Genomic DNA, 16,269 nt, shown 5'->3' with positions numbered 1-16,269 from the left:
CGAGGCTTTTTGCGTACTGCAATATTCTTTGGGGTGGCTGATGGGGCTCGAACCCACGACAACAGGAATCACAATCCTGGACTCTACCAACTGAGCTACAGCCACCGCTGACGTACATTTGTTCCGATGTTTCCGGGACAGCTCGAAATTATACAAACTTCTGAGCGAACTGGCAAATCTAATTCTCAGATTGCTGCAGCGAGGTTCTTTTCCGCGCCAAGACGCACTTCCAGCACCGCCTGCTGCAAGTTTAACAGGGTAAGAAACGCGTCAGACAATGCTGCCTGCGCGCCGCTTGTGTAGGCGTGCAAATACGGGGGCACGTCATTGGAAGGATTGAGCGCACCTGCCGCCGTGAGCAAGCGCGCCAGCTGACGCGCCACGGCGTGACCCGTATCGATGAGTTTGACCTCGCCCTGGGCGTGCTCGGCAATAATCGTTTCGATGGCGGCCTGAACGAAAGGGTAGTGGGTGCAGCCCAGTACCAGCGTATCTGCCCCCTGTTGGAGCAGCGGCGCGATAAAACGTTCCAGCATGGCGCGCGTGGCCGGGTCGTCCAGCTGGCCGCGTTCGATCTGTTCGACCAGGCCAGGGCAACCTTGCAGCAGGAACTGTGCCTGGCTGGCCGCCGTGATCTGGTCACGCAGCACGAGGAATTTTTCGCCGGCGATGGTGACATTGGTCGCGATGACGCCGACCTTGCCATTGCGCGTGGCTGCCGCGGCGGGTTTGAGGCCAGGCTCCACACCCACAATGGGCATGAGCGGGTAATGCGTGCGCAGCAGCTTGATGGCAGCCACAGTGGCCGTGTTACACGCCACCACCAGCGCCTTGGCGCCTTGCGCGACAAGAAATTGTGCGACCGCCAGCGACCGCTCGGCCACGACCGATTCCGGCTTGTTGCCGTAAGGCGCAAAGCCCGAGTCCGCGAAGTACAGCAAATGCTCGTGCGGCAGCTGCGCCTGGATATGGCGCAGCACCGACAAGCCGCCGACGCCGGAATCGAACACGCCGATAGGAGCATCGGCGTTGACGGACGCTGCCAGCATCAGGCAGAGATCACTGGCACGTTCAGCGCTTCGATCTTGGCAGCCCATTCCTTCGGACCGGTGGTGTGCACCGAAGTTCCGTTGGCGTCGACCGCGACGGTGACCGGCATGTCGGTCACATCGAACTCGTAGATCGCTTCCATGCCCATGTCGTGGAAGCCCAGCACCTTGGCGCTCTTGATGGCCTTGGAGACCAGATACGCCGCGCCCCCCACTGCCATCAGGTAAGCCGATTTGTGCTTCTGAATCGACTCGATGGCGGCCGGGCCGCGTTCGGCCTTGCCGATCATGGCGATCAGGCCGGTTTTTTCCAGCATCATGTCGGTGAACTTGTCCATGCGCGTGGCCGTGGTTGGACCAGCCGGGCCGACGGCTTCGTCACGCACCGGATCGACCGGGCCCACGTAATAAATGACGCGATTGGTAAAGTCGACCGGCAGCGGCTCGCCCTTGGCCAGCATGTCCTGGATGCGCTTGTGCGCAGCATCGCGGCCGGTGAGCATTTTGCCGTTCAACAGCAGGGTCTGGCCTGGCTTCCAGGAAGCGACTTCTTCCTTCGTGAGCGTGTTCAGGTCAACGCGGCGCGATTTTTCGGTGTCCGCGGTCCAGTGCACATCCGGCCAGGTCGACAGCGACGGCGGCTCCATATAGGCCGGGCCCGAACCGTCCAGCACAAAGTGGCCGTGGCGGGTCGCCGCGCAGTTCGGAATCATGGCCACTGGCTTGGACGCGGCGTGGGTTGGGTGCATCATAATCTTCACGTCCAGCACGGTGGTCAAGCCACCCAGGCCCTGGGCGCCGATGCCCAGCGCATTGATGCGGTCGCACAGTTCGATCCGCAGTTCTTCCAGCTTGTTTTGCGGGCCGCGCTGCTTGAGTTCGTACATGTCGATGTCGTCCATCAGCACTTCCTTGGCCATGAGCATGGCTTTCTCGGCCGTGCCGCCGATACCGATCCCGAGCATACCCGGCGGACACCAGCCCGCGCCCATCAGCGGCACGGTCTTCATGACCCAGTCGATCAGCGAATCGGAGGGGTTGAGCATGACGAACTTGGTCTTGTTTTCCGAGCCGCCGCCCTTGGCAGCGACGCGCACGTCGACGGTATTGCCTTCCACCAGTTCCACATGCACCACGGCAGGGGTATTGTCCTTGGTGTTCTTGCGTTCGAATTGCGGGTCGGCCACGATGGAGGCGCGCAATTTATTGTCATCGAAGTTGTACGCGCGCCGCACGCCTTCGTTGACAGCGTCGGTGACAGTGCCGCTGAAGCCTTCAAAACGCACGCCCATGCCGATTTTGAGGAACACATTGACGATCCCGGTGTCTTGACAGATAGGGCGCTTGCCCTCGGCGCACATGCGCGAGTTGGTCAGGATCTGGGCAATCGCATCCTTGGCGGCGGCGCTTTGCTCGGTTTGGTAAGCGCGCGCCAGGTGCTGGATGTAATCGGCCGGGTGGTAATAGCTGATGTACTGAAGGGCGGCTGCGACTGATTCGATCAGGTCGTCTTGCTTGATGACGGTCATGGCGTTCTCTTAGTGATGATTGGGTTTCGACTGGTTTTGGGTGCCGATCATGATGCGGTCGGTGTAAGCGATGGCCATGGCCGAGGCAAGGAAGACGACGTGGATAACCGTTTGCGCGATGAGTTCCTTCTCGCCGTAAGCCTTGGCATTGATGAAGGTCTTCAGCAGATGGATGGACGAAATGCCGATGATCGCCATGGCAAGTTTCGTTTTCAGTACCGAGGCATTGACGTGCGAGAGCCATTCCGGCTGGTCAGGATGGCCGTCCAGATGCATGCGCGAGACGAAGGTTTCGTAGCCACCAACGATGACCATGATCAGCAGATTGGAAATCATGACCACGTCAATCAGACCCAGCACGACGAGCATGATGGTTGCTTCATTGAGTTTGTTCGGGCGCGGTGCGCCAGGGACCGTGACGGCATCGAAAATATGCTGGAGCGCTGCCTCGTTGCCCATTGCGGCGCCAATCAGATCCTTCAATTCGACCCAGAAATGGAACACATAAACGCACTGCGCCAGAATCAAACCCAGATACAAGGGCAGCTGCAGCCAGCGGCTCATGAAAATCAGATTATTGAGCGGCGTCAGCTTGCGGGGGGTACCTTCAAAACGTGGTTCGGACATTGAAATATAACTCCAGAGAAAGGCAAAAAATTACGATGCGTCATTTTACCTGAGAGTTCTTTCTAGGCGGATCAATGCTCTCTGCATCGTCGCCTTTTGATCGGGGCCATAAGACCACTTTCCCTATGAAACATTGGTAGAATCATCAGGGTCTACATGCCTGCCCGAAGGCCGAAGGTGTACTATCGAACGGGTGGCGATGGCCCATGTAAGGGCGCAGTAAGCGACTCACGCTATCTTGTTAGCAAAATTATTACACTCACTGGAGACAAGCATGGCAAGCACCGAAGTCAGTCAGGAAAACCACGGCATGCAGGAGAACCGCGTGTTCGCGCCGCCGGCCGCGTTTGTCGCCAACGCCGCCATTCCGGGCATGGACGCCTACAACAAGCTGTGTGCCGAAGCCGAAAGCGACTACGAAGGTTTCTGGGCGCGCCTGGCGCGCGAGAACATCGAATGGCACAAGCCCTTCACCACCACGCTGGACGAATCGGAAGCGCCATTCTACAAATGGTTCCCCGACGGCGAGCTGAACGTCTCGTACAACTGCCTGGACCGCAACCTAAAAAACGGCAACGCCAACAAAACCGCCATCATTTTTGAAGCGGACGACGGCACGGTCACGCGCGCGACCTACCAGGAGCTGTACGAAAAGGTATGCAAATTTGCGAATGGCCTGAAGTCGCGCGGCATCAAAAAGGGCGACCGCGTCATTATCTACATGTCGATGTCGGTCGAAGGCGTGGCCGCCATGCAAGCCTGCGCCCGCATTGGCGCCACCCACTCCGTGGTGTTTGGCGGCTTCTCCGCCAAGTCGCTGCAGGAGCGCATCATCGACGCTGGCGCCGTTGCCGTGATCACCGCCGACGAACAACTGCGCGGCGGCAAACACCTGCCCCTGAAAACCATTGTTGACGAAGCGCTGGCGCTGGGCGGCTGCACCACCATCAAGGACGTGATCGTCTACAAGCGCACGGGCGGCGCGATTCCCTTCACCGCAGGGCGCGACCTGTGGCTGCACGACTTGATCGACAATCAGCCGGCAGAATGCGAGCCGGAGTGGGTGAGCGCCGAGCACCCTCTGTTCATTCTTTACACCTCCGGCTCCACCGGCACGCCAAAGGGCGTCCAGCATTCCAGCGGCGGCTACCTGCTGTGGGCCGCGCTGACCATGAAATGGACTTTCGACATCAAGCCGTCGGACGTGTTCTGGTGCACGGCCGACATTGGCTGGGTTACGGGCCACAGTTACATTGCCTACGGCCCGCTGGCAGTGGGCGCCACCGAAATCGTGTTCGAAGGCATTCCCACCTACCCCAACGCCGGCCGCTTCTGGGACACCATTGCCAAGCACAAAGCCACCATCTTCTACACTGCGCCGACGGCGATCCGCTCGCTGATCAAGGCAGCGGACGTGAACCCGGACGTGCATCCAAAAAAATACGACCTGTCCAGCCTGCGTTTGCTGGGTTCGGTGGGCGAGCCCATCAATCCCGAAGCCTGGATGTGGTACTACAACAATGTAGGCGGCACCCGCTGTCCGATCGTGGATACTTTCTGGCAGACCGAAACCGGCGGCCACATGATCACGCCATTGCCAGGCGCCACCCCCATGGTGCCGGGCTCCTGCACCTTGCCGCTGCCAGGCATCATGACCGCGATTGTGGACGAGGCGGGTGTAGACGTGCCGAACGGGCAGGGCGGCATTCTGGTGGTCAAGCGGCCATGGCCATCGATGATTCGCACGATCTGGAACAACCCGGACCGTTTCAAGAGCAGCTACTTCCCGGAGGAGCTGGGCGGCCGCATGTACCTGGCGGGCGACGGCGCGATTCGTAACAAGGAAACTGGCTACTTCACGATCACCGGCCGTATTGATGACGTGCTGAACGTGTCCGGCCACCGCATGGGCACGATGGAAATCGAATCGGCGCTGGTGGCCAACCCGATCGTGGCCGAGGCGGCAGTGGTGGGCAAGCCGGACGACACGACGGGTGAATCGATTTGTGCGTTTGTGGTGCTGAAGCAGGCGCGGCCGACGGGTGAAGAAGCCAAGAAGCTGGCGCTGGAGTTGCGTAACTGGGTGGCCAAGGAAATTGGGCCGATTGCCAAGCCGAAGGAAATCCGGTTTGGGGATAATTTGCCGAAGACCCGTTCGGGCAAGATCATGCGGCGTTTGCTGCGCGTGCTGGCCAAGGGCGAGACCATTACGCAGGATATCTCCACGCTTGAGAATCCAGCTATCCTGGAGCAGCTGAAAGAAGCATCGTAAGAGTGGGGGAGGGGCGGCTGCGAAGTCGCCCTTATATTGGCATCCCCGCACATCGTCCTCGCGAAGGCGGGGACCCATACCACGTTGGATCAGCCACGCCGCAACGATAGCCCCAACCCCAATTCTTTTGCAGTTAGTTGAATCTCTGCTATACTATGCGGCTTCGTTCAGTCGAAGAAGTAATGCAGGAGAGATGGATGAGTGGTTGAAGTCGCACGCCTGGAAAGCGTGTATAGGTTCATAGCCTATCGGGGGTTCGAATCCCCCTCTCTCCGCCAGGAACACAAATGTAGAAAAGGCCACCCTCGGGTGGCCTTTTTGCATTTGTTTCATGGCGGAGAGAAGCAGAGCGCCTGCGCGCTCTGCGAGGGGGATTCGAAGGCCTCGCGCGTACTCGCGCGTGCCTCTCCGAATCGCCCATCTGCCATCGCATGGCGATGGCGCGCCGGAGGCGCAGCGCGCAGCGCCACGAAATTTCCAGCAATCATTAATGCCCATTTGCCGCACCTAACCTACTCCCCAATCCTCGTCGCAGACAAGAAAGAACGTGCGCATCCGTTTCACGCGATCCGCTAAACCTATGTACGCCTAATCTCCAACGAATGCACTTAGTTGCAAAACGAAACTTACTGATATATCATGGCGCACCGCGTCTGTTGGCGCGACTAACAATAAGAAACGGATCATCATGATAAACCGGGAAAGCCGCGCAAAAATTGCGCAAGAGACGCTGGATATATTGGCCGCTGGCAGCTACGTCAACCGCAGGGGTGACACGGTCAGCATCGCGCGAGCGCTTGCGCTTGCGAAGGACGGCACCGTCCACTACACCGGAGCACAACTCGATGTGTTGCGTAGTGCGACCATGGTCGGACAACACCATGCAACGGATATTGAGGTATCCAACGAATCGAGCCTGGCGGCGATCAGCCGTCTTGCAAGGGAAGGGCACGACGACATCCTGTGTCTGAACTTTGCCTCTGCCAAAAATCCAGGTGGAGGCTTCCTGGGCGGCTCCGAGGCACAGGAAGAAAACCTGGCAAAATCATCGGGTTTGTATGCTTGTATCGTACAAAAGATGGAACTCTACGAAGCGAATCGCAATCTGCACACAAGCATGTACCTGGATGACATGATTTACTCCCCATCGGTGCCTGTGTTTCGCGACGATACGTATGCGTTCCTCGATCAGCCACTAGCGGCGTCATTTATCTCGGCGCCCGCTGTAAATCGGGGTGCGCTGGTTCGTAATGAACCCGAGCGCCTCGACGAAGTTGAATTTGTGATGCAGCGTCGAATCGAGATGCTGCTGGCGCTTGCGCTGCATCGCGGCCACAGCACGCTGGTGCTCGGGGCCTGGGGCTGTGGGGTGTTCGCTCATCGCGCGGACCAGATGGCCGGATGGTTTGCCAAATGCCTTGTCCACAACCCTGTCTACCGTGGCGCTTTTGCCCGGATTTGTTTCGCCGTTCTCGATCGGAAGAACGATGGAACTTTTGCCGCGTTCGCGCGTACGCTCGGCACTGGCAAAGCCTGATTTGGTGGTGCTCCTGCAGTAGCGTTTAATCATTCACGCGCGTCCAATTGAACCGGCGCCATCAATCCACTCGCCGGCTAGAAGCCGCTTTGCAAGTACAATGCAGACTATCGAAGCCCATGGCTCGATATTCAACTATCTGCGGCGGTCTATGAAAAACAAACCTACTATCTTTCTTGGCATCGCTGTTGCCGTTCTTAGCAGCGCCGCGCATGCGGGCGCCGTGTGGCCAGATCAGGAGCGTGCATCATTTGTCGCAAACTGTTCCCTTGCAATCATTGATCCGGCAAAGCGCGACTATGCAGCCGCAGCCGAGCGAGCAAAGAACCCCAATCCCAGGCCGTTTCCTGAAGCGCAACTTCGAGAATCCGTGGAACCGATGTGCGGCTGCTTAGCCGATCGACTGGCAGAAAGTAACCCAAGTCACTTGGACGAATCAAAAATTAAAGTGGACGCCATGCCGATGATTCAGGAGGCCATGTCCGGGGGCAGGTGTAAGCCGGGTGGGCTCTTAGGAAAAGCTCTTAATCAAAGAGCGAACGCAGCCCCTAAACCGTGACGACTTGAAAGGGGGAGTGCGGGAGCCACTAGAAAGAACGCGGACGCATGAATACGTGATTTCAAACCGCCAGATCCTCGATATAAAATGGACGGGACCAAATTGGCTAGTTCCAAACTAAGACTTGCTGAGGCAGGGGTTTGCCGGGATGGCGGTTCCTTGACTGCCGACTTTTATTGCGCGGACGGTCCGATGCTCTCGCTTATGTTGGAAGTATCATTGGGTCAGCCAAAGTATCGACACTTACACGCCGGTGCAGAAATACAGGGCTCATGTGATCCGGCCACACTGGTGAAGACGGGAAGCACCAGAGATGCTGAAATAACGTCAATGCTTTACTTATGGGCAGAAGAATGCGAGTTCCGCCCTTCGATTGAAGCACACCTGGAACGTGGATCAAGCCCGCCAGTGGACTCGCAAGAGTATGCGTCTTACTGGGCATTTCTGCTTATTAAAAATTTACAAAATCGCGAAGTGTAGCTAACGGGCCAGGTCTTGCACCGCTGAACTCAGGTGTTCTGCGTCTTCGAGAAAACGCGCCGAGGGGAGTCGCCCGCTGTGCAGTAGCGCATTCAAAACTAGCACTGAGAGATCAATAACGGTGGCGAGTTTGTTCGGTTGGAGTACGCATCCTGGCTTGTTCGTAAATATGAAAAAGGCGGCATCAGAACTTCGATGCCGCCTTTTGCGTTTCAGGCCCGAACTTCAGCCAGGGCCTATCAGCAAGTCAAATTCGGGCCAGTAGGCACCCCCAGGTTTTGGGTAAACGTCGTGTAGTAATTTACCCGCGTCTGCATCTGTGCCGGCCCTTGATACTCAGAACCGCCTGCACATTCGCGATTACCGTTAATGGCATTGATGGTCTGGCCGAAACCGAGTCCACCCACCATCACGTCATGCGCCGACCTGCCAGCGCGGCCAGGTTGCGTCATCCAGTACCAGATCGCACTTCTCCAGGCAATGGTGGCGTTGGTTGCCAACAGTTCCGGATTGTTCACCAGCTGCTCGCCCAGGCCCATGGCGTTGCCCAGACTGCGATAGTTCGAAGTCCAGCTGATCTGGATTGGGCCGCGACCGAAGTACTGGTCGTTCACGTTCGTGCTTCTGCAGGTGACGCGTACCCAGTTCACGTCGCAGTACAAAGGCCAGTTGGCGGTGTTGTATTCCCGGACTGCCTTCAGGCTGTCCGACTCGTGCTGCAGGTTAGCGAAGAACGCGGCCACTTCCTGTTTGTCCAAAGTCGCGTTACCCGACTTGGCAAAGCTTGGATAGTAAGCTGCTGCGGCGACGAAGTCGGCGTACTGGTAGAACGAACTACGGGCCGGGAACCACGCCTCGAACTGCGCTTTCGACAGGCCGGCAAACGTACCACCTGGGTCAGGAGTCGGGGTCGGCGTTGGCGTTGGCGTCGTACCGCCGCAGGTCGTTGGCTGCCAATACCAGGTGCTGATGGTCGGGTCGGTACCGTCGGAACCGTTGGTGCCGACATTGACGACTTTGTAGAAATTGCCGTTAGCCGGGAAGCGAACCACCGTGCCCAAGCTGTAGTTCACGCCTGCGCTCCAGGTCTGGAATGAACACGTCGGCGTCGGTGTCGGTGTCGGCGTTGGCGTTGGAGTCGGAGTCGGAGTCGGCGTTGGGGTGGGAGTCGGCGTCGGCGTTGGCGTCGTGCCGCCGCATAGAGCGCCTTTGATCCATGGCTGGCCACTGCCGGCAGGACCATTATTCGTCGATGGGTTATTACCTTGGGTCCAATATGCGGCCGTGTAGTTAGCGCCGTTGTAGCTCACCGTCGCGCCGCCATTGTAGGCCGTGGTAGACGACCAGGCGGAAGAACATGAGGCTGTCGTCGCAAGCAGTTTGGTGGGCGTTGCTGTCGGGGGCGTGTCGCCACCGCCGCAACCGAAGAGCGCGCCGCCCATCAGGCCTGCGATAAGACTGTTTGTTAGAGTTCGGTTCAAAGCTGTCTCCATTTTCTAGATGTTGGTATATATAAGACGAGCGAACGGCAGGACAAGCCAAGTACCGGTGCTCCAAGTGGCGTTCACCACTGCATTGCGCGGTCGCCAAAAAAATAACGGCCGTTATGAGGATGGGAGTCTAAAAAGGGACGGTCAAGTGGTTTTGAAAAGTAGTTGGCCTGAACATACCACTAGCCTCATCAAACGCTTTTACCAAGAACGTGCGCCCGTAAAGGCTGGTCCAGGCCGACAATACCAATTTAGTGCCTTAGCGCACTGGTATGGCTGGGGCAACGAGGGATGAGAGCTGAACTAGCCTCCCAGTCGGGTGCATCGGGCAAATGACCTGCTCAATCAAGGGGAGGTCTGACTGGAGCGGAACTGTGTTTCCAACGAAGCCATCATCTTGATGCGGTCAATAACGCGAGGAAGTTCCGCGTCTGCAGGATCACCCGTGAAGGCTGGCAGGCAAAGATGGCGCGCAGGTTGCCTCTGCAATTTTTCGGGACTGTCGTCGATCATGATGATTTCGTCTGCCGCATACCCATGCTTCAACACCTTGCGCAGATCCTTGATGTAAACGTAGCCGTTACTTTTTGCATCGACCTTCTGCACGCACTTCGACACGGCCCACGAAAATGTGACGGGAAAAGTCGTGCCAAACAGCTCTGCGGTGACGGCCTTCACATAGGCTTCGCTCGAGGAAGACCAGACCGCGACATCGAAGTGCGACGAACTGAATGTGATCAGTTCGTGCGCAAACGGTCTTACGTAGACAAAATATGGGCCGACTTGAAACGCATGCGGGTAAGCCAATGGGACCTCGGTCGCGTGCACCAAGGTCTCATCCAGGTCGAACACAATTAATCTCACTCGTGTCATGTTTTGTTTTTCCGGCCTGACTGCTGCAAGGGAATGGGAGTTCGCGCGTCAGGCAGTAGCCGCCCTCGTGGAATGAAATCAAATAACGGGTGAAGAACGGATTAGCGAGAAACGAACCATTCGATTTGACCTGACATAGTCTGCCAGGTCAAGTTGGAACCGATCCTTCATGGGATTTCGGCGCCTCAGTTACCGCGGTAAGTTGAATACCCAAACTGACTCAATAATAAAGGAATGTGGTAATGATCCACACTGCCATCGACGGCGAAGATCACCGGAATTTCGGGGAAGAATGTGGCCTGTTTGCGATCAGAGAACCATTTCCCGGTCTTGAACGTCACCCGATACGTTCCTTTCTCAAGCGCCGCGTCTTGCGGAAATAGGGCAGGAATGCGGCCCTGAACATTGGTAGCAGCCGTATTCAACAGGGTCCATTTATCTCCGCTCAGTTTTTCCAGCGTTACCACCACCTCCTGCGAGGGCAAGCCATCTTGCAGATTGAGTACATGGACGCTCAGTGGATTACCAGCCGCGCTGGCAAGCTGGCAAAGACCGCCGAATACAACGGTCACGATAAAATTTTTCAAGAAACGCATTTTCAAACTCCTGTTTAGTTGGGTGTGGAAGGAAAAACGATGTCGATACCGGCGTTCGCGCAGGACTCGTCCATTGCCGGGCCGCCTGCGCCGGCGACGCCGATGGCGCCAATCACCGCGGTGCCCGACTTGATCGGTACGCCACCGCCAAGCAGCAGAAGTTCCTCGACGGTGTTGAGGTTGGTCGTTTGTGGCGTCGCGCGTGCGTTGTCGGAAAGCTGAGCCGTTGCCGTTTTCGTAGACAGCGCTGTGTAAGCCTTGCGCTGCGCCGCAAGCGTGTTGTGCGGTCCAACCTCATCGTCACGTTGCAAGGTGACCAGGTTGCCGCTACGGTCCACCACGGCAGCTGCCAGCGTCTTCCCCTTGGCGTGGCAGGCCTGCATGGTCGCGTCCAGCAAGCGCCTTGCCCCATCGGCGGAGATGTCTGGCCGCAGCACTTGTGCGGCAGGCGCCGCCGTGGCCTGGGCCAGGCAGAGGCCGAGTCCGAAAGGTATCAGTCGATTGAAGCGGGTAATCATGCGGTGTCCTGGTCGTTGCATTTCGATGTGATCATCGTAGCGGCGCGACCCCGTCAGTTGCATTGCGCGAAGATTACAATTCTGTAATGGTCGCTTCCGCGCAAGGTAAGATGGCTGCAGAAGGGGTGGTGGCACATGCGAATACTGATCGTGGAAGACGAAAGCAAGACTGCCGATTACCTGCAGAAGGGCTTGCGGGAGTCCGGCTACGTGGTCGAAGTGGCCGGCAATGGCTTTGATGGCCGCTACATGATCGAGGAGTTCGAGTTCGATCTGGTCATTCTCGATGTCATGCTGCCCGGCATCGATGGTTGGGAACTGCTGAAGCTGGTTCGCAGCAAAGGCGCTACGCCAGTGATGTTCCTGACTGCGCGCGACAGCGTAGAGGATAGAGTGAAGGGGCTCGAACTTGGCGCCGACGACTATCTGGTCAAGCCGTTTTCGTACGCCGAGCTATTGGCGCGCGTACGCACCTTGTTGCGGCGCGGCCCGCCGCGCGATACGGAAACCTTCCTGGTCGCAGATCTGCAGGTGGATGTATTGCGCCGACGCGTCACAAGGCAGACCGACCGGATCGTACTGACGAACAAGGAATTCGCCCTGCTGCACTTGCTGATCAGCCGCGTGGATGAAGTTTTGTCGCGCAGTTATATCGCTTCCCACGTGTGGCAAATGAATTTTGACAGCGACACCAATGTCGTGGATGTCGCGGTGCGCCGCCTGCGCGCCAAGGTGGACGATCCCTATGCGCTTAAGCTGATCCACACGGTCCGCGGCATGGGATACGTGCTGGGAGAGGCGCCATGAAACTGTGGCCAGGCTCCATCAGCATGCGTCTGGCGTGGCTGTTTGCGCTGGCCAGCGTGCTGGTTTCAGGTGCAATCGGAACTTACCTGTATCAGTCCCTGGAGCGGGAGATTGCATCGCGTGATGATACCGCGCTCATCGGACGCGTGGACCGTATGCGCGCCTTGGTCGACGACAGCGCCAGCGTTGAGGCCTTGCGCAGCAAGCCGAACTTGTACGGCAACATGCTGGGAAACCGCGACAGCGTGCTGTGGATGATCGACGCCCAGGGGAAGCGCATCATCGAGATCAACCCGGATCAGCTTCCTTTGCCGTCCTTGCGTGCCAGTAAGCGGATCGATCTGGCCGACGCGGCCGAGGGCAAGCCGACACGGCTGGCCTGGGTGGACGTGGAGCAGGGCGGGCGTCACTTTCAACTGGTTGCGGGGAAGATGCTGGCGGAACGCAATCTGATCCTCGCATCCTATCGAAACACGTTGTTAATTGCATTGGCCGTGGGCGCCATTCTTTCCTTCGCGCTCGGTTGGTTGATAGGCGAACGAAGTTTGCGCCCGGTACGGCAGCTTGCCGACCGTGCTGCAGCCATTGATGTACGCAGTTTGCACGTGCGGCTGGACGGTGCGGACACCCAGCCGCGGGAACTGCGGGCACTCAGCGCTGCACTGAACCAGATGCTGCAACGCCTTGCCGGCGGGTTTGCACAGCTGTCGCGTTTTTCTGAAGATCTGGCACATGAAATGCGTACGCCGCTCGGCAACCTGATGGGCCATACGCAGCAAACCCTGGGCAAAGCGCGATCCATTCAAGAATATGAAGATCTGCTCGCCTCAAACCAGGAGGAATACGAACGGCTGGCAAGAATGATCGACAGCATGCTGTTTCTAGCCCGATCCGAGCACACCGATGCGGTGATCGAACGCGAGGCGATTGACCTGGCCGAGTTGGCAGGCCAATTAGTGGATTATTTTGAAGGCATGGCCGAGGAGCGCGGCGTTGCGTTTGCAGTGCATGCAAGCGGCATCCTTCACGCGGACCGTGTCCTGGTCCGGCGCGCCATGGCCAACCTGATGGCGAACGCGTTGCAGCATGGGCCACAAAACAGCACGGTCACGGTCTCTGCAGAGGCGCAAGCGGAGAGTGTGGCAATTATGGTGCACAACACCGGTGTGGCAATCGATGAAAAGCATTTGCCGCATCTGTTCGAGCGATTCTATCGCTGTGATTCCGCACGGACCAAGGGAACGGATTCAGGCGGCCTGGGGCTTGCGATTGTGCGGTCCATTATGGACTTGCACGGCGGTTCAGCTGGCGTTGTCAGCGGTCAGGGCGGCACGTGCTTCACGTTACGCTTTCCCCGGCGCGTAATTCCGTAGCGAGCGCGGAACACCATCGTGCATTCTTGCTTCATTCCGTTTATGCAAGTCGCCCGATGGGAAGCTCATCTTCACCGATACGGCTTGTCCGGAATAAGGATAGGCAAGAACGCCAAGGTCGCCGCGCTGTAGCATCCATTGCTGTCAATGTTTCCATGCGTTGATGCACCGCATATTTGAACAAAACCTTGACCTTAGTATGGCACGACACATTCCTGCCTGACTAAGCATATGACGCTATCTCACGATCAAGGTTCCTCCCCCAAAAGCGCGCCCGATTCTGCCGGCACCGGTTTGCAGATGATGATCAGCGCAGATTTGTTGCTGAAGCAGATGTATGAGTCCGTCACTGATTTTGCCATTTACACGATCGATCTCGATGCACATGTCACAAGCTGGAACGCGGGTGCTTTGAAGATCTTCGGTTATGCCAACGACGAGGCGCTCGGCATGAACTCGGCAATCCTCTTTACAGACGAAGACGTGCGGAGCGGACAGCCGGCGGGGGAAATGCACACGGCCACACAGGACGGACGTGCTGCCGATTTTCGTTGGCACGTGCGCAAGGATGGCTCACCGTTCTGGGCCGATGGCGTGCTCACGCCAGTGCGAAGCGAGGAGGGTCACACCATCGGGTTTCTCAAGATCTTGCGCGATATCACAGAGCGAAAGATTGCCGAAGACGAGATAGGCCGTCTTGCAAGGACCGATGCTCTTACCGGGCTCTACAATCGGGCCGCGTTCGACATTCGCCGCAAGGAGCTCACCGCAGCGGCGTTGCGAAACGGGCACAAGCTCATGCTATTCATGATAGACCTGGATCGCTTCAAGGAAATCAACGACACATGTGGCCATCATGCGGGCGATCAGCTGCTGACTGAAGCGAGTGCACGGCTCAGCGCCATCAGCCGCGAAAGTGATGTCGTGGCAAGGATAGGTGGCGATGAGTTTGCCATGCTCCAGGTGAATCCAGCGTCACCCCTGCTGGGGGCCACCAGCGCGACCAAGGTTTTGGAAGCACTCAACAGCCCGTTTCAGATTGATGGCCGCGAAGTACACATCAGTGGCAGTGTCGGCATTGCCGTCTATCCGGACGATGCAAATAATCCCGATGGGTTGTTGAAATGTGCCGATCTGGCCCTGTACGCCGCAAAGGCACAAGGCCGGAACTGCTATCACTATTTCACCGACGCGCTCGATACGATCGCCCACCAACGCAACCTCGATCAGGCCGAGCTAAGGCGGCTTGAGCATAACAAGGCGTTCCAGCTTGTTTATCAGCCCATCGTGGATGCAGAATCCGGCCGGACGCTGGCAATGGAAGCATTGCTGCGGTTTCCCGGACCGGTTCTGGAAAAGGTCAGCGTCGATTACGTGGTGGAGTTGGCGAAAGAGATCGGCTTAATTGCCGACGTTGGCAAGTGGGTATTTGCGCAGGCCTGTGCGCAACTGGCGCAATGGCGGGCAGCGGGTATCGCACCGCTGAAAATAGCGATCAATACCTGTTCGCAAGAATTGCTCAATCCTGAGTATGTGCCAACGCTGACCCGTTTGCTCGATGAATACGGCCTGCTTCCTTCGGACTTCGATCTGGAGCTGACCGAGCGCGACGCAATTCATCTGGGACAGTCATCGGCATCAATATTGCAATCGCTGTCAGCAGCGGGATACGGCCTTGTTCTTGACGATTTCGGTACCGGTTACTCATCGCTCAGTTACCTGCGTGAATTGCCGGTCGGCGGGCTCAAGCTCGACAGAAGCTTCTTGATGGGCGTACCAGAGCAGGAAGATGCCAATGCGATCGCCCGTGCAGTGATCAGTTTGGCGCGCGACTTGCGGCTGGTCGTCATTGCCGAAGGTGTCGAGCATGAGCTGCAAGCGCATTTCTTGCGACATGCCGGCTGCAATGCCTTCCAGGGATTTTTATTCGGCATGCCCATGTCGGTGGATGAGGCCAGCCTGTGGTTGGCGAGCGGCGCGGGAAGTTCGGGCTGACTGCACGGAAGCTGGTCGCTGCAGCAGCAGGACGCGTTCCTTGATTGGACAATTCCTATGGCAGCTTGGGCGTCCGCCTATATTCTTGCAGCCTCAGCATTGGCAAACTGAGCCTCTTTCCGACCGTTATTGCGATCGGTCCATTGGCCAGGAGTTGCTCATGAGTTCGACCTTCTTTTCGGCGCAGCACGCGCAGTTATCCCATTTTGGCAGCACGGCCGCGGCCGGTGTCCAGCGGGCAGGTGAATTGTGGTCTACCCTTTACGAGGTGTGTACGCTGATCGGGCTGCCGCAACCACTGGACGACGCCGAGGTGGGCTTGTTTCAGCACCTTCACTTTCATGCTGGCCAGCGCGTGCTTCGCGCAGGATCCCCATTTGACACACTCTATGCCGTGCATTCAGGCTGGCTGAAGACGGTCTTGACGGACGACAGCGGAGACGAGCAAGTGCTGAGCTTCCCGCGGCGCGGCGACGTGATTGGTGCGGACGGCATCCATGGCGGGCTGCATCTGGCAGAAGTCGTCGCCCTGTCCGGTGGCGGGCGCCAACTAAAGTCCAATAG

General features: G+C 57.8%; 13 protein-coding genes, 2 tRNA genes and 2 pseudogenes. 8 read left to right on the top strand and 9 right to left on the bottom strand.

What is annotated here, in order from left to right:
- Positions 1-29: 29 nt before the first annotated feature.
- The 4 genes from BUC24_RS16850 to BUC24_RS16835 form a co-directional block, all read right to left on the bottom strand.
- Positions 30-105, bottom strand: a tRNA-His gene (locus tag BUC24_RS16850).
- Positions 106-185: 80 nt separating this feature from the next.
- Positions 186-1,049 carry a glutamate racemase gene (gene murI, locus BUC24_RS16845; protein WP_073218665.1) on the bottom strand — a complete coding sequence of 288 codons (864 nt, stop codon included), beginning with the start codon at positions 1,047-1,049 and terminating at the stop codon, positions 186-188.
- Positions 1,049-2,578 (bottom strand): fumarate hydratase, encoded by a 1,530-nt coding sequence (locus tag BUC24_RS16840; protein ID WP_073218663.1) that lies wholly within the window; start codon positions 2,576-2,578, stop codon positions 1,049-1,051. The genes murI and BUC24_RS16840 overlap by 1 nt, the downstream gene beginning before the upstream one ends.
- Before the next feature lie 9 nt (positions 2,579-2,587).
- On the bottom strand, positions 2,588-3,205 hold the full coding sequence (locus BUC24_RS16835) for a TIGR00645 family protein (protein ID WP_073218660.1): 618 nt from the start codon (positions 3,203-3,205) through the stop codon (positions 2,588-2,590).
- 274 nt (positions 3,206-3,479) lie between these two features.
- On the opposite strand from BUC24_RS16835, the gene acs reads away from it, so the two are divergent.
- From acs to BUC24_RS26695, 4 genes are all read left to right on the top strand, one after another.
- Complete coding sequence (gene acs, locus BUC24_RS16830; protein ID WP_073218659.1) at positions 3,480-5,477, top strand: acetate--CoA ligase; 1,998 nt, start codon at positions 3,480-3,482, stop codon at positions 5,475-5,477.
- Between the two features lie 187 nt (positions 5,478-5,664).
- Positions 5,665-5,755: transfer RNA gene (locus BUC24_RS16825), tRNA-Ser, on the top strand.
- Positions 5,756-6,165: 410 nt separating this feature from the next.
- Positions 6,166-7,014, top strand: a complete 849-nt coding sequence (locus BUC24_RS16820; RefSeq protein ID WP_083598963.1) for a TIGR02452 family protein — start codon at positions 6,166-6,168, stop codon at positions 7,012-7,014.
- A 100-nt stretch (positions 7,015-7,114) separates the two neighbouring features.
- Positions 7,115-7,573, top strand: coding sequence for a hypothetical protein (locus BUC24_RS26695; RefSeq protein ID WP_143167554.1), 459 nt, complete (start codon positions 7,115-7,117; stop codon positions 7,571-7,573).
- Positions 7,574-8,292: 719 nt separating this feature from the next.
- On the opposite strand, the gene BUC24_RS16815 is transcribed toward BUC24_RS26695, so the two are convergent.
- The 5 genes and pseudogenes from BUC24_RS16815 to BUC24_RS16800 form a co-directional block, all read right to left on the bottom strand.
- Positions 8,293-9,126 (bottom strand): chitinase, encoded by an 834-nt coding sequence (locus BUC24_RS16815; RefSeq protein WP_178372560.1) that lies wholly within the window; start codon positions 9,124-9,126, stop codon positions 8,293-8,295.
- Positions 9,127-9,315: 189 nt separating this feature from the next.
- Positions 9,316-9,495: pseudogene (locus BUC24_RS27570) on the bottom strand (carbohydrate-binding protein); the annotation flags it as partial.
- 393 nt (positions 9,496-9,888) lie between these two features.
- Positions 9,889-10,416: an HAD family hydrolase gene (locus BUC24_RS16810; protein ID WP_073218653.1), complete on the bottom strand. Its 528-nt coding sequence runs from the start codon at positions 10,414-10,416 to the stop codon at positions 9,889-9,891.
- Between the two features lie 185 nt (positions 10,417-10,601).
- Positions 10,602-11,012 carry a hydroxyisourate hydrolase gene (uraH, locus tag BUC24_RS16805; protein ID WP_073218650.1) on the bottom strand — a complete coding sequence of 137 codons (411 nt, stop codon included), beginning with the start codon at positions 11,010-11,012 and terminating at the stop codon, positions 10,602-10,604.
- A 14-nt stretch (positions 11,013-11,026) separates the two neighbouring features.
- Complete coding sequence (locus BUC24_RS16800) at positions 11,027-11,530, bottom strand: GlcG/HbpS family heme-binding protein (RefSeq protein ID WP_073218648.1); 504 nt, start codon at positions 11,528-11,530, stop codon at positions 11,027-11,029.
- Between the two features lie 135 nt (positions 11,531-11,665).
- Here BUC24_RS16800 and BUC24_RS16795 point away from each other — a divergent pair, with 135 nt between their 5' ends.
- From BUC24_RS16795 to BUC24_RS27565, 4 genes and pseudogenes are all read left to right on the top strand, one after another.
- Entirely contained in the window at positions 11,666-12,337 is a 672-nt protein-coding gene (locus BUC24_RS16795) for a heavy metal response regulator transcription factor (RefSeq protein WP_073218647.1), read from the top strand.
- A complete protein-coding gene (locus BUC24_RS16790; protein WP_073218645.1) occupies positions 12,334-13,710 on the top strand; it encodes a heavy metal sensor histidine kinase in 1,377 nt (458 codons plus the stop codon). Before BUC24_RS16795 ends, BUC24_RS16790 begins: the two co-directional genes overlap by 4 nt.
- A gap of 231 nt (positions 13,711-13,941) precedes the next feature.
- Complete coding sequence (locus BUC24_RS16785) at positions 13,942-15,705, top strand: putative bifunctional diguanylate cyclase/phosphodiesterase (RefSeq protein ID WP_083598961.1); 1,764 nt, start codon at positions 13,942-13,944, stop codon at positions 15,703-15,705.
- Positions 15,605-16,228: pseudogene (locus BUC24_RS27565) on the top strand (Crp/Fnr family transcriptional regulator); the annotation flags it as partial. The gene BUC24_RS16785 and the pseudogene BUC24_RS27565, both read left to right, overlap by 101 nt.
- Positions 16,229-16,269: the final 41 nt, after the last annotated feature.

The organism is Massilia sp. CF038 (genome assembly GCF_900129765.1).
Taxonomy (GTDB): Bacteria; Pseudomonadota; Gammaproteobacteria; order Burkholderiales; family Burkholderiaceae_D; genus Telluria_A.
This window is presented reverse-complemented; position numbering and strand designations above follow the sequence as displayed.

Coding starts and splice junctions, on each gene's coding strand:
- murI (WP_073218665.1), bottom strand. CDS start 1,049: ATGCTGGCAGCGTCCGTCAACGCCGATGCTCCTATCGGCGTGTTCGAT.
- BUC24_RS16840 (WP_073218663.1), bottom strand. CDS start 2,578: ATGACCGTCATCAAGCAAGACGACCTGATCGAATCAGTCGCAGCCGCC.
- BUC24_RS16835 (WP_073218660.1), bottom strand. CDS start 3,205: ATGTCCGAACCACGTTTTGAAGGTACCCCCCGCAAGCTGACGCCGCTC.
- acs (WP_073218659.1), top strand. CDS start 3,480: ATGGCAAGCACCGAAGTCAGTCAGGAAAACCACGGCATGCAGGAGAAC.
- BUC24_RS16820 (WP_083598963.1), top strand. CDS start 6,166: ATGATAAACCGGGAAAGCCGCGCAAAAATTGCGCAAGAGACGCTGGAT.
- BUC24_RS26695 (WP_143167554.1), top strand. CDS start 7,115: ATGCAGACTATCGAAGCCCATGGCTCGATATTCAACTATCTGCGGCGG.
- BUC24_RS16810 (WP_073218653.1), bottom strand. CDS start 10,416: ATGACACGAGTGAGATTAATTGTGTTCGACCTGGATGAGACCTTGGTG.
- uraH (WP_073218650.1), bottom strand. CDS start 11,012: ATGCGTTTCTTGAAAAATTTTATCGTGACCGTTGTATTCGGCGGTCTT.
- BUC24_RS16800 (WP_073218648.1), bottom strand. CDS start 11,530: ATGATTACCCGCTTCAATCGACTGATACCTTTCGGACTCGGCCTCTGC.
- BUC24_RS16795 (WP_073218647.1), top strand. CDS start 11,666: ATGCGAATACTGATCGTGGAAGACGAAAGCAAGACTGCCGATTACCTG.
- BUC24_RS16790 (WP_073218645.1), top strand. CDS start 12,334: ATGAAACTGTGGCCAGGCTCCATCAGCATGCGTCTGGCGTGGCTGTTT.
- BUC24_RS16785 (WP_083598961.1), top strand. CDS start 13,942: ATGACGCTATCTCACGATCAAGGTTCCTCCCCCAAAAGCGCGCCCGAT.